Here is a 14,335-nt window from a genome sequence, read left to right on the forward strand (position 1 = left end):
ATAATTCTTCAGCCAGTTTTTAATTTTATATATGTTCAGAACAGCTCTCTTTTTTGGTATAATTTCTTTATTCACACAGGATGTTAGCTCACAACAGGCAGAACTATACTTGAGTTTTGATGGTACAGACTGGTGGGAGAACTTTCAGAAGAATAATCAAGTGGAACTTTTCAATTCCCCGTATTCTTTAAATGGTTCCAAACCTCAGTATTTATGGAAGAAGCAAGGTGTTGAAAATGAAAGTCTCCTGTTTGATGGATATTCTACCTATTTAGAGATCGAGAATGTTGAACTAAATAGTGATTTTGAGCTTAGTTTCTGGTTTGCACCAAGGGCTTTCGATAGTGCAATTGGCAATAAAGTTTCATCAATCCTTGATTTTTATAGTCCCAGGTATACTACTGCTTTAAGAATCGGCCTACTTAAACATGGGCAATTGGCCATAGAATATGAGCATGGTGTTACCTCAGAAAGATTAACTAATGAAGAATCGTATTTGGACAAAGATCGATGGAACTATGTTTCGATAAAGAAAATTGGTGATGAGATAAATCTTCGAATAAATGATACATCTGTTTTAGAGGAGTCATTTATAATAGGCTTTAAAAATTTTTTCAGTGAAAACCTGAAATTGAGAATTGGTAGAAATTCCAACGCAGGTGGCTTTGGTGAAAAATTCAAGTTCAATATGATAAGTGGATTACTTGATGAAATTAAAATAGCTAAACCTGGAGAAACTGATGTGGTAGATAGAAATGATTTAATTGAGATAAGAGATCAGGATCTGCAAAAGGCTCTACGATTAGATTATTCTAAGTACGGAAAGGAGCTATATAAACCAGCTTATCACGCTACAGCTCCTGCGCACTGGATGAACGAACCACATGCACCTTTGTATTACAATGGGAAGTATCATTTGTTCTATCAACACAATCCATTTGGCCCTTACTGGGGGCAAATTCATTGGGGACATTGGGTAAGTGAGGATATGATCAATTGGAAACATGCTGAAATTGCCTTGGCTCCTGAAAAGGGTCATATGGCACCAGACGGTATCTGGTCTGGTTCAGCCTATGTAGGACCCGATAATATTCCTATGTTATTTTATACTGCGGGTAACTTATCTAAGGATCAAAATCAATACACATCTATTGCCGTACCACGGGACACTACAGATGAAAATTTGGTAGCATGGGAGAAAACGAACATTATTGTTGACAAGCCAGAAGGGTATAAGAAGAATGAATTCCGTGATCCCTTTGTCTTTCAGGTTGAAGAAAAATATTATATGATCGTTGGATCCGGAATTGAGGGCAAAGGTGGAACTGCTCCACTATTTGAATCTGAAGATGCTACAAATTGGAGGTATGTAAAGCCATTTTATATTTCAGACATCGAAAAATATCCTTTTCTTGGAGGGATGTGGGAATTACCAGTTTTCTTGCCTTTAAGAAGAGAAGATGGTACGAAAACAGAAAAGTATGCCTTCCTAGTATTACCTCTAAGAAATGAAGCAGATGTAGAAGTATTTTATTGGATAGGGGAGTTTAATCAGGATAAAAAACAATTCATACCAGACGATCCTAAACCAAAACTAATGGATTATGGTGATTTTGGTTTTACAGGTCCCAGCGGGTTTGTAGATCCCAAAACAGGAAGAACCATTATATTCTCCATAGCCCAGGGGAAGTACGGGAATCTGGATAACTATGAAATGGGCTGGGCTCATAATGCCGGACTTCCTGTTGAGTTATGGTTAAATGAATCTAACGATTTAAGGTTTGCTCCCATTGAAGAGATTAAAAGTTTGAGAGGAGAGGAACTGGTATCCTGCGATAAGTGTATCAAAGAATCGCTTAACGCTGAACTTAAAGAGGTAAAAGGAGATCAATTGGAAATTGAAATGAAGTTTAAGGTATCTAATTCAAGCCAGGGCATAGAAGTGCGCCGCACCAAGGATGGTTCTACTAAAGCAATGATCTATTACGAACCCGAGACAAAATCTGTTGTTTTTGATAAAGTGCAAAAAAATCCTGAGCGTGATTTTAAAGCTTTAAAAGCACCAATTGGGGATAATATTACTGAATTAAATATTCGTGTATTCCTGGACCGTTCTATGGTCGAGATCTACATCAACGACAAGGTTTCTATTACCGATAGAATTTATTTCCATGAAGAGGATGCTACTGGATTAGAAATTACTGGACCTGAGAATTCGGAACTAGAAAAATTTTCAGTGTGGCGAATGAATGGAATTGACTGGAAGTATGTTGAATAATAGCAAAATTAAATATGTCTAAAAATGTAATTTGTTTTGGCGAGGTCCTTTGGGATGTATTACCCAATGAAGAAAAAATCGGAGGAGCCCCCTTAAATGTCGCCTTGAGACTGAATTCATTGAATGTAAATTCTACGATCATTAGTAAAGTTGGAAATGATCAATATGGGGAACGACTAATTGAATATTTGAGCGAGAATGGCCAGAATCATATAATTCAAAAGGATCAAGAACACGAAACCGGGATTGTCGATGTACAAATAGACAGGGCTGGAAATGCTTCTTATACTATTAAGTTTCCGTCTGCCTGGGACTATATTGAATATACGCCAAACTTGAAAAATAAAGTCTCCAGAGCTGATTATTTCATCTATGGAAGTTTGGTTAATAGAAATAAAGAATCCCGTACAACCTTATTTAAGCTTTTAGAAGTAGCTAATTATAAGGTATTAGATGTCAACTTACGAAAGCCACATTATGATATGGCTACTTTAGTTGATTTAATGTCTTACGCTGACTTCATTAAGCTTAATAGAGATGAACTTGAAGAGGTTTGCAGTTATTTAAAAGGAGACACAACTACCTCGGTTACAGAAATGCTCAGATTGATTTCTGAATATACTCAAACAGATCATATTTGCGTTACCCAGGGAGCTTGTGGAGTAACATTATATCACCAGGGTGATTTTTATCATAATACAGGCTTTCTGGTAAAGGTCAAAGATACGGTTGGTGCGGGAGACTCTTTTCTAGCTGGCTATGTATCCCAATTGATTCAGGGAAAAAGACCCAATATGGCTTTGGATTTTGCTTGTGCTCTTGCGGGATTGGTAGCCTCTAAAGCTGGAGCGAATTCCCTTGTTTCCCATGAGGAGATAAATGATTTACTTTGGGAAGGTTAGATGACTCCTGTATCTTATAATACACAAACCTTTTTTCTAATTGAAGGGCCCATTTTAAAATAGATAAAACATCATTTAAGTTTATTCTTAATCTGACCTCCGTACATAATAATTCCTGTTTATTCCAATCTATTAAGTTGATTTGGCATATCCGGTTTTAAAATTAGACTCCATCTTTTTTTTATTTAGCAAAACTAGCCTGTAAAATCCCGAAGACGTCATAAAGCCACTACGTTTTATATACGTCTTTATCAGGATTTTACTGGATTTTTAGGAATGTATAAAAGGAATAAAAGCCCCAGCCGGTTTAAAACTCAAATCAAGTTGAAATTTATTGGACCATTTTTAGACTTTAGTCTATTCACGCATGGTAGATTAATGTTAAGAAAGAAATCTTTTTTATACTATTGTAGTAAACACAATTAGGTTTGAAAATTCAGAGTTTCAGTTTCATTTTATTCTTATTCATCCTTTTAGCTTTTCAAAGTTCTTGTACTTCGAACAGGAATGAAGAAGAAATCTACATTGGCTTCTCACAATGCTTGAGTAATCATCCATGGAGAACATCTATGAACGAAAGTATGGCTATCAAAGCTTCTTTAAATCCACAAATTAATCTGGAGATAAAAGAGGCCAAAGGCGATGGGCAAAAGCAAATAGAGGATATTCAGAAGATGATAGATGCAGAAAAGGATTTAATTATAATATCTCCGTTAGATCCAGAGTCCATTGCGCCCGTTGTTGAAAAAGCCTTTAAAGCTGGTATACCTGTTATTCTAATAGACAGAAAGGTTGAAACTGAGGACTACACGGCTTTTATTGGTGCAGATAATCTTGAAGTAGGTCATAATGCAGGTAATTACATAGCCTCAAATGTAAATGGATTTATAAAGGTTATAGAAATCAAAGGTCATGATAAGTCTACCCCAACCAGAGAAAGAAGCAAAGGTTTTTACGAAATAGTGGATAAAGAGGAGCGAATTTCGGTTGTAGAATCTTTCAAAGGAGTTCCTGGCGATAATTTTTCCAAAACATTAGACTCAATAGGAAAAAATATAGACTTTGTATATGCTTTTAATGATGAATTGGCAGCTGAAGCATGGAGGATTGCTAGGGATAAAGGATTAGCGAACCAAATAAAATTTATTGGTGTAGATGGATTAAGTATTTCAGATGGAGGAATCAATATGGTCCAAAATGGAATATTGAATGCAACAATTTATTATCCTACTGGAGGGGCGGAGTCCATAGATCTGGCTTGGGACATTCTAAATGGTAGAAGCTATAAAAAGGACAACATACTTAAAACTATAGTTATCGACAGGTTTAATGCAGATATTATGAAAAACCAATTCGATAAAATTCAGTTACAACAACAGGAAATAGAAGAACAAATCTTGGCAATTGCTAAGCAACAGGAACTTTATTATGCTCAGAACAATCTATTAAAGATCACTATGGTCCTACTGGCGGTGATCCTAAGTCTCGCAGTTTATAGTATCTATAGTATTTTTGCCATTAGAAAGAAAAATCGACAACTGCAGCTAACTAATAGAAAAGTAGTTCAGCAACGAAATCAGATTGAAGAAATTGCTCAAGAAGTAAAAAATAGCAATGAGGCAAAGATGAATTTTTTTACAGGTCTTTCCCATGAATTTAAGACTCCTATTACTTTAATTCAAAGTTCTATTGAATCGCTGGCTGAAAGTTCAAAATTGAAAGGAACGAGACTAATGGCCGAAATTGAATTAATTCACAATAATTCAAACCGTCTGTTGAGATTGATAAACAACTTATTAGATTTTAGAAGGGTTGAAAATAGAAACTTTAATTTAAGGGTTTCCAGAACTAATATCACAGATTTTTCTAGGTACATTCTAAATGATTTTCAAAGGGAAGCCAGGAAAAGAAATATTGAATTAATTTTAAACTCCAATCATGAAGATCTGGAATTATTTATAGATCGCAGTTTAATGGATAAGGCATACTTTAATCTTCTATCCAATGCCTTTAAGTTTACACCCGAAAATGGTAAAATAAAGATCGAAATCATTGACCATGAAGAATCAAATGAAGTTCAAATTTTATTTAAAGATTCTGGAATTGGAATTCCGGAAAATGAAATTGAAAATGTCTTCGATGCTTTCTTTAGAGGCTCGGCCAATCGTAAGAATAGTTCTGGAATAGGACTTAATCTTACCAAACAGTTCATTGAATTACATCTGGGAAAAATAGAGGTGAGATCAAAAAACGGAACTGAATTTACCATCACTCTTTTTAAAGGGAAAACACATTTCAATGAAGATCAAATTGTAGTGGAACCTCAATTGATTGATAATAATTTTGTCGATTTTTCAACGGAGCCAATTGAAGATGATAGTTATTCTATTGAAAATGAAGAGAGCGATGCTATAGAGCGATATTCAATTTTGATTATTGAAGACAATCCGGATCTTTCAAAGTTCTTGAAAAATAAACTTAAAAAGGAGTTCCTGGTTTACCATTCGAATGGAGAGGATGCAATTGATCAGGCCTTTGAATTTATACCAGACATAGTTATTTGTGATGTAAATTTACCGGGCGTAAGTGGTTTCGATATTTGTAGGGAATTGAAAAATGACTTGAGAACATCTCATATCCCAACAATTATTCTAACAGCACTAGGTGATAAAGACTCATATTTAGAAGGATTACGTTCTGGAACCGATCTATACCTTACAAAACCTTTTAGTTTCAATATCCTATTACAATCCCTGAAATCACTTCTCTTCAATAGAGAAAAATTAAGGTACTATTATACGAATAACATACATAAAATCGAAGATTCCCAAGAATTTGGCACACCAGAGCAGCAATTCCTTGCAAAGTTTAATGAATTGATTAAACAGAATCTTGATAATTCAGATTTCACAGTTGAAAATCTAGCGAAAGAACTTTCTATATCAAGGGTGCAATTATATAGAAAAGTGAAATCAATCATGGGTCTTAGTGTGAGTGATTATATAGCAAATTATAAATTAGAGAAAGCCAAAGCTTTACTTAAAACATCATCAATGACCGTTTCTGAAATTGCTTATAAATGTGGTTTTACGTCACCCAGCTATTTCAGTACCTCCTTTAAAAATAAGTATGACACCTCTCCTGTAAGCTATAGAAAAAGTTCGCAAAAATAAATACTTGAAGTTACGAGTCTTCAAATGACCTTCTTAAAACGTACGAATCTTAAAAACAGGGTTTAACTTTGTGTAACCTGACTGAAATCACAAGTTACATTTTCTAAACTACAACGGTTTCGTTCATATTAAAATCATTCCTTAGCCACCGTTATTACTGCGCTTGCCAACTTTTAATAAATACGTTAACAATGTCATAACATTTTGAAACATTAAAAAAATACGTGCAGCTTTTTTAAGAATACTTTAGTCACAGAATTAATTTTTGTGATTATGAAAAAAATATGGATTTGGTCAATTACTGCAGCTTTAGCTGGTTTTCTTTTTGGATTTGATACCGTAGTTATATCTGGCGCAGACCAAACCCTTCAAACATTATGGGATTCTTCTGATGTTTTCCACGGCACGGTCGTCATGGCTATGGCATTGTGGGGTACTGTTGTGGGAGCTCTATTAGGAGGTATACCCACCAAAAAATTCGGAAGGAAGAATACTCTTATAGCTATAGGGCTTTTATATACTATATCAGCTTTTGGTTCTGCACTTGCAAATGAACCTCTTGTATTCTCATTTTTCAGATTTATAGGAGGTTTGGGAGTTGGTGCCTCTACTATTGCAGCACCTGCATACATATCTGAAATAGCACCTGCCAAGGATCGAGGGAAACTTGTGGGTTTATATCAATTTAATATAGTATTCGGGATTCTGGCGGCCTTTATGTCAAATTATTTTCTAAGTGGTGTAGGTGAGAACGCCTGGAGATGGATGCTTGGAGTCGAGGCAATACCTGCAATACTTTATACAGTATTTACTTTAGGAATACCTAAAAGTCCGAGATGGTTGATTTCGAGATCCAAAACCCGCGAGGCTAAAGAAGTATTACAATTGATTTATCCAGAAAAGGATCCTGAAATTTTAATGTTAGAAATCAATTCTCCAAAAACTGAAAAGGCGGAAAATATCTTTTTAGGAAAGTATAAAACACCTTTGATGTTAGCCTTTCTGATCGCATTTTTTAATCAGATGTCTGGTATCAATGCTTTTCTGTATTATGCCCCTCGAATTTTTGAGGAGGCCGGTCTGGAGGAGAATACTTCTCTATTAAGTAGTATTGGAATAGGCTTAGTTAATTTGATATTTACGCTTCTTGGAATTTATTTAATTGATCGTGTAGGTAGAAAAAAATTAATGTACGTTGGATCTGTCGGATATATAATCTCGCTAGGTCTGGTAGCAGCTGCTTTTTTTCTTGACTGGCAAGGTATGTCTGTTCCCATTTTCTTATTCCTGTTCATTGCAGCACATGCAGTGGGTCAGGGAGCGGTTATATGGGTTTTTATTTCTGAAATATTCCCAAACCATTTACGTAGTGAAGGCCAGGCATTTGGAAGCTCTATTCATTGGATTCTAGCTGCTCTTATTCCAAGCTTTGTACCCTATATGTTTACGATAGTAGGTGCAGGATATGTATTTACATTCTTTGCGGTAATGATGGTGCTTCAGCTACTATTCGTTGCGGTATTAATGCCAGAAACTAAAGGTAAAAGTCTAGAAGAATTAGAGGAGGAATTAAGTTTTTTAGGCAACCCCAAAGTCAAATTCTCCCATAACTACAATAAATAATAAAATGAAGAAAATTTTATACCTCATATTATTTTTACCCGTTTTTACCTGCTTTTCGCAACAACAGAAAACTACGTTTGATGAGGAAACGTTATATCGTCCCAATTATCACTTTACTCCTCAACAGAATTGGATGAATGATCCAAACGGAATGTTTTATTTAAAAGGTAAGTATCATTTATTCTTTCAACACTATCCTGATGGAAATACGTGGGGTCCTATGCATTGGGGTCATGCTACGTCTGAAAATTTGATTGACTGGGATGAAAAACCCATTGCAATATATCCTGATGAACTAGGCTATATTTTTTCAGGGAGCGCAGTTGTAGACTTGGAAAATACTTCAGGATTTGCGGAAGATGGAGAAACTCCGATTATAGCAATGTTTACCTATCATAATGCTGAAGCTGAAAAAAGTGGATCCACAACTTTTCAATCACAGGCAATTGCGTATAGTCTTGATCAAGGCCGAACCTGGAAAAAATATGATGCAAATCCGGTTATAAAAAATCCCGGTATTCGAGACTTCAGAGATCCTAAAATGCAATGGGATGATTTGAATGAGCAATGGATAATGGTTTTAGCTGCGCAGGATAAATCACTTTTTTATACTTCAAAAAACCTTATTAATTGGGAATTAGCCTTTGAATTTGGAAATAAAATCGGGGCTCATGGAGGTGTATGGGAGTGTCCCGATTTTTTCCCGATTCAGGTTAAAGATAGCAACGAAACGAAATGGGTGCTCATTCAAAGCCTTAATCCAGGAGCCTATAACGGTGGTTCAGGAACACAATATTTTGTTGGGGACTTTGATGGTAAAAATTTCACTCCTGTAGCAGATCAAAAAAATCTTGAAGCTAACCATACTTACTGGTTGGATTTCGGAAAAGATAACTATGCTGGTGTCACCTGGGCTAATACTAATATGAAAGAAGATCAGAAATTATTCATTGGCTGGATGTCCAACTGGCAATATGCAGAGAAAGTTCCAACAACCAAGTGGAGAAGCTCCATGACCTTTCCACGTGAACTTACCTTAGTAAAAAAGGAAGATAGTACCTACCGTCTGTTTTCTGAACCAGCAAATCAGATAGATAAAATATCTAAGCAGAAGCGGCAAGAAAGTAAGATTAAATCTTCTGAAAATACACTGTTACTTGCAGATGATTCCAGGTTCGAAATGGATAAATTACGTGTAAAATTGAAGGTTACCATCTCAGGTAATAAAAGGTATACTTTCAACTTATCTAACGATCAAGGAGATTCATTGGTGTTTGGATTTCATTCGGCCGATAACACATTCTTTATTGATCGAAGCAAATCAGGAAAAATAAATTTCAGCGAAAAATTCGCAGAAAAAATATCTACAGCACCCAGAACTTCGGAGGATGATTTATTAGAGGTTGAAATTTTACTTGATAAAACTTCAATTGAACTGTTTTATGATGAAGGAGAAACTGTGATGACAGAGATATTCTTTCCTAATTCACCCATGACTCAACTAGAGCTTATAACCACTGAAGATAATTTCACTATCGAAGATCTTCATATTTACCAACTTGAACTAAACTAAATTATATGAAAATAAGAGCATTACTTAGTCTTTTAATTTTGCCTGCTTGGCTCACTGCACAACAAATTAATGTAGCAGGAAATGTAATTTCTGTAGATGATAATATTCCGCTTTCAGGAGTATCAGTGACGGTTAAAAATACAACAAAGGGAACTGCAACAGATTTTGATGGGAATTACTCTCTAAACAATGTTGATTCAGATGCTACGCTAGTATTTAGCTACCTTGGATTTGTTAGTCAAGAAATTGCGATAGACGGACGTACTAGTATAGACATCGCATTATCATCAGATTCTGAACAATTAGATGCGGTCGTGGTGACTGGTTATCAAAAGGAACGAAAAAAGGATATAACTGGAGCGGTGTCTGTGGTAGATGTCGAAGAGATGAAAAAGCAAACTGCCGCAAATCCAATAAGAGCATTACAAGGTCGGGTTCCCGGGATGCTAGTTACAGGTAATGGCGAACCTAGTTCTCCCACTACAGTCAGAATTCGAGGAATTGGTACTCTTAACAATAATGACCCATTATACATAATTGACGGAGTTCCTACAAAGGCTGGAATGCATGAACTCAATCCGAGAGATATCGAATCTATTCAGGTCTTAAAAGATGCTTCAGCTGCAAGTATTTACGGCTCACGTGCAGCAAATGGGGTTATTATTGTAACTACAAAAGACGGTAAAATAGGTAAAGCTTCTTTAAACATAGATGCATACACTTCTGTATCTAACTATACCACCAAAACTGAAATGTTGGATACGGAAGAGTATGGTCAAGTTTTATGGCAGGCTTTTATAAATAATGGTACCAATCCTAATTCGAATAGTGTCCAATACCGTTTTGACTGGGGAGTTAATTCAGAAACTGGTAGACCTTTTCTTAATGAAGTTCTGGTGCCAGAATTCCTTGATGATGAAGGTACTTTAAGATCTTCAAATACAGATTGGTTTGATGAGATAACAAGAATGGGGGTTATTCAGAATGTGGATATGTCCTTGTCGAATGGAAATGATCAGGGTAATTACTATTTCTCTTTGGGTTATTACAATAATGAGGGAATAATAAAGACTACAGAGTTTAACCGACTTTCTGCAAGAATCAATAGCGACTATAAAATTTTTAATGGAAAAGTGACTATAGGTGAGAACTTAAGTATTACTAAAACCAATGAAGTTGGAGGATCACCTATAAATGAAGCATTGCAAGCATTACCAATCATTCCTGTTAGAACGGTAGATGGAATGGGATGGGGTGGACCCGTTGGAGGAATGAACGATCGCCAGAATCCGGTAAGATTGCTAGAGGATAATAAGGAGAACGATTATGACTTTTTACGAATCTTTGGAAACTTTTATGCCGAAGCGCATCTTCTAGAAGGTCTTAACCTTCGTACCAGTATTGGGATTGATTATAGTAATTACTTCGCGAAAAATTTCAGGAAAAGATACGAATCAGGTTACTTAAACAATCCGGTAAATAGACTTCAAACTAATCAAAGCCACACCCTTAAAACAACCTGGACAAACACGTTAAATTACGATTATACCTTAGGAGATCACAGCTTTGGTGCTTTGGCGGGAACAGAGCTTTATAAGGAAAAATTTAATACATTTTATGCGTCTCGTGAGGATTTCGTCATAGAAGGAGAAGATTTTCAGTATCTAGATGCTGGAACTGGCGAAAAGAATAACGGAGGAAGTGGAGCTGAAAATATTCTAATGTCCTATTTTTCCAGGCTTAATTACTCTTATAAAGACCGTTATCTGGCCTCTGGTACCTTGAGGTACGATGGATCTTCAAGATTTGGTCAGAACAATAGATACGGTTTGTTTCCTGCCTTTTCGCTGGGGTGGCGTGTAAGTGAAGAGAAATTCTTAAAAGATAATCTATCATTTGTGGACGATCTCAAATTTAGATTTGGTTGGGGAGTAACTGGTAACCAGGAAATTGATAATAACGCAATTTATAATATTTACCTAACCGATTACGCGAATACAGCTTATGATATCAATGGAGTAGGAAGTGGAGTTCTACCTTCTGGATATAAGTTAGTGCAAAATTCCAATCCTAATTTAAGGTGGGAGGAAAGTACAATGACCAACTTTGGTTTAGATTTTGAACTTTTCGACCAAACTTTATATGGTAGTGCCGAATATTATATCCGAGAGACTGAAGATATTCTTCTTCTTCCACCATATATTGGTGTTTTAGGAGAGGGAGGCAATCAATGGGTCAATGGAGCATCCATGGAAAACAGAGGTTTCGAGATTAGTCTTGGTACCAGATTAAATGTAACCGATGAATTATACATTAACCTCGATGGAAATATAAGCCAGTATCGTAATAAAATTACTAAGCTGCCTAATGAAGTAATTAATGCGTACGGTGGAGATGGACGAGGGCAGAATATTTTGGGGAGACCTATTAATTCTTTCTTCGGCTATGTCGCCGATGGACTTTTTAGAAGCGAAGAAGAAGTTAATAATCATGCCGATCAACCGGGTAAGGGGTTAGGACGAATTCGTTATGAGGACTTAAATAATGATGGAGTGATCAATGATTTCGATCGTACCTGGATTGGAGTGCCACATCCAGATTTAACATATGGCTTAAATGCCAATATCTCTTTCCGTCAATTTGATTTGTCCTTTCTATTACAAGGAGTGATAGGCGTAGATGTGATCAATGATTTTAAGTATGCAACAGATTTTTGGAGTGTATCTGAAACGGGATCCAATAAAGGAACTAGATTGCTAAATGCATGGTCTCCTGAAAACCCTAATTCCGATATTCCAGCGGTTTCACTGACCGATTCAAATTTTGAATCTAGATTTTCCACTTATTTTATTGAGAATGGCTCTTACCTAAAGCTCCGAAACGCTCAAATTGGATACACTTTCGATAATAGTATCATAGATGATCTCAATATCGAAACCTTACGAATCTATGGAGGAGGCGATAATCTCGCACTCTTGGCTAAAAGTGATTCTTTTACTGGTATAGATCCTGAAAATCCTGGTTTTGGATATCCAAACCCATTAATAATCACAGTCGGTCTTAATTTGAAATTCTAAAAATAAAATTGAAAAACATGAAAAGATATATTACAATTTTGGTGCTATGCTTTTTCTTCTGTACATCTTGTGAGGATGTGCTAGATGTCGATCCAAAAGGAGTATTAAACGAAGAGCAAATAAGCACGCCTGAAGATGCTGAAAAATTTGTTATAGCAGCTTACTCCCAGTTAGGCAACGATGAGATCAACAGGCCTTTTAGTTTATGGCAATATGGTGACATGCGTGCCGACGATGCATATAAAGGTGGACGTGATCCAGGTGATGGGCAGGGATTTCATTTTATGGAAACTTTCACCAATGTACGCCCAGATATGTGGGAAATAGATGGATTATGGTTCCATTTGTATATAGGCGTTCGTAGAGCCAATGAAGGTTTACGAATTCTTCAGAATTTCACAGAAGATGAGTATCCTCAGTTAACGACTCGACAGGCAGAACTTAGGTTTATTAGAGGACATTTTTATTTTGAATTAAAAAGGCTATTTAATCGAATTCCATATATCGATGAAAATGTTCCAGCCGCAGATTATAAACTTATAAGCAATGTAGAACTAACAAGCCAGGAGGTTTGGGAAAAAATAGCAGCCGATTTTGAGTTCGCTGCTGAAAACCTGCCTATGGTTCAGCCACAAATTGGTCGTGCTGATCAGATAGCTGCATATGCATACTTATCTAAATCGAGATTATATCAGGCTTATGAACAAAATGATCAATATAATGTAATAAACGTGAATCAGGAATTATTGCAAAAGTCGATTGCTGCAGCAGATGAGGTACTGTCTTCTAATCACAGTCTGGAATCAGATTTCGCTAATAATTTCCTATCTGGATCGTATGAAAATGGACCGGAATCTTTATTCGCAGTTCAGTTTTCTACAAGTGATGGTACAGCCAACGGGCGATTAAATTTTGGTGATATGCTAACTGTGCCTCAGGGCCTTGGCTGTTGTGATTTTAAAAAGCCTTCTCAAAATTTGGCTAATGCTTTTAAGACTGATGAAAATGGAGTTCCTTATCTGGACAGTTTTAATGCTGAAAATATTGATTTTGATACAGATAATGTTGATCCTCGTTTAGATCATACCATAGCCCACCCTGGAAATCCCTGGAAATATGAAACTGCTTTAATCTTTGAAGAGGGCTGGAGTAGAACACCAGAGATATATGGCTTTTACAATTCCCTGAAGGAAAACGTACAGTCTGATCAATATGAAAATGTAGATCCATTCTACGGTAATTCAAAATCTAGAATAATCTTAAGGTATGCAGAGGTAATGCTTAATAAAGCAGAGGCTCTAATTGAACTTGGCAGACACGATGAAGCCTTGCCTTTAATTAATGAGTTGAGGGATAGAGCTTCTCAAAGTACCGAAAAACTGGTAAATGCTGATGGAAGTCTTTTGGCAAATTATAAGGTTTCTCAGTATATGCCTGGTACAAATATAAGCTGGTCGCAAGAATATGCTCGAAAAGCTGTTAGATACGAAAGAAGAATAGAACTAGCTTTAGAGGGTGAACGTTTTTTTGATCTGGTTCGATGGGGTGTAGCTGAACCAGTATTAAATAGCTACCTGAGTGTTGAACAGTCGAGAAAAGATTTTCTTCAGGGAGCATCTTTTGTGGCAGGTAAACATGAATATCTTCCAATACCACAAAATCAGATATTTTGGAGTGAAGACCGTTATGTCCAGAATCCTAATTATTAG

General features: G+C 36.1%; 7 protein-coding genes. All 7 read left to right on the plus strand.

Annotated features, from left to right (window positions below; all coding sequences use genetic code 11):
- The first annotated feature begins 31 nt into the window (after positions 1-31).
- The 7 genes from G529_RS16060 to G529_RS0100745 all read left to right on the plus strand — a co-directional run bounded on the left by G529_RS16060 (position 32) and on the right by G529_RS0100745 (position 14,335).
- On the plus strand, positions 32-2,278 hold the full coding sequence (locus G529_RS16060; RefSeq protein WP_051201307.1) for a glycoside hydrolase family 32 protein: 2,247 nt from the start codon (positions 32-34) through the stop codon (positions 2,276-2,278).
- Positions 2,279-2,292: 14 nt separating this feature from the next.
- Positions 2,293-3,180, plus strand: a complete 888-nt coding sequence (locus G529_RS0100720) for a carbohydrate kinase family protein (protein ID WP_026913700.1) — start codon at positions 2,293-2,295, stop codon at positions 3,178-3,180.
- Between the two features lie 428 nt (positions 3,181-3,608).
- On the plus strand, positions 3,609-6,353 hold the full coding sequence (locus G529_RS0100725; RefSeq protein ID WP_245566878.1) for a substrate-binding domain-containing protein: 2,745 nt from the start codon (positions 3,609-3,611) through the stop codon (positions 6,351-6,353).
- Positions 6,354-6,626: 273 nt separating this feature from the next.
- Complete coding sequence (locus G529_RS15340) at positions 6,627-7,976, plus strand: sugar porter family MFS transporter (protein ID WP_035695365.1); 1,350 nt, start codon at positions 6,627-6,629, stop codon at positions 7,974-7,976.
- A gap of 4 nt (positions 7,977-7,980) precedes the next feature.
- The gene (locus G529_RS0100735) at positions 7,981-9,549 is read left to right on the plus strand and encodes a glycoside hydrolase family 32 protein (RefSeq protein WP_026913702.1); all 1,569 of its coding nucleotides are present in this window, start codon (positions 7,981-7,983) and stop codon (positions 9,547-9,549) included.
- Between the two features lie 5 nt (positions 9,550-9,554).
- Positions 9,555-12,626: a SusC/RagA family TonB-linked outer membrane protein gene (locus G529_RS0100740; protein WP_026913703.1), complete on the plus strand. Its 3,072-nt coding sequence runs from the start codon at positions 9,555-9,557 to the stop codon at positions 12,624-12,626.
- Positions 12,627-12,643: 17 nt separating this feature from the next.
- Positions 12,644-14,335, plus strand: a complete 1,692-nt coding sequence (locus tag G529_RS0100745) for a RagB/SusD family nutrient uptake outer membrane protein (protein ID WP_026913704.1) — start codon at positions 12,644-12,646, stop codon at positions 14,333-14,335.

This window comes from Christiangramia portivictoriae DSM 23547 (assembly GCF_000423045.1).
Taxonomy (GTDB): domain Bacteria; phylum Bacteroidota; class Bacteroidia; order Flavobacteriales; family Flavobacteriaceae; genus Christiangramia; species Christiangramia portivictoriae.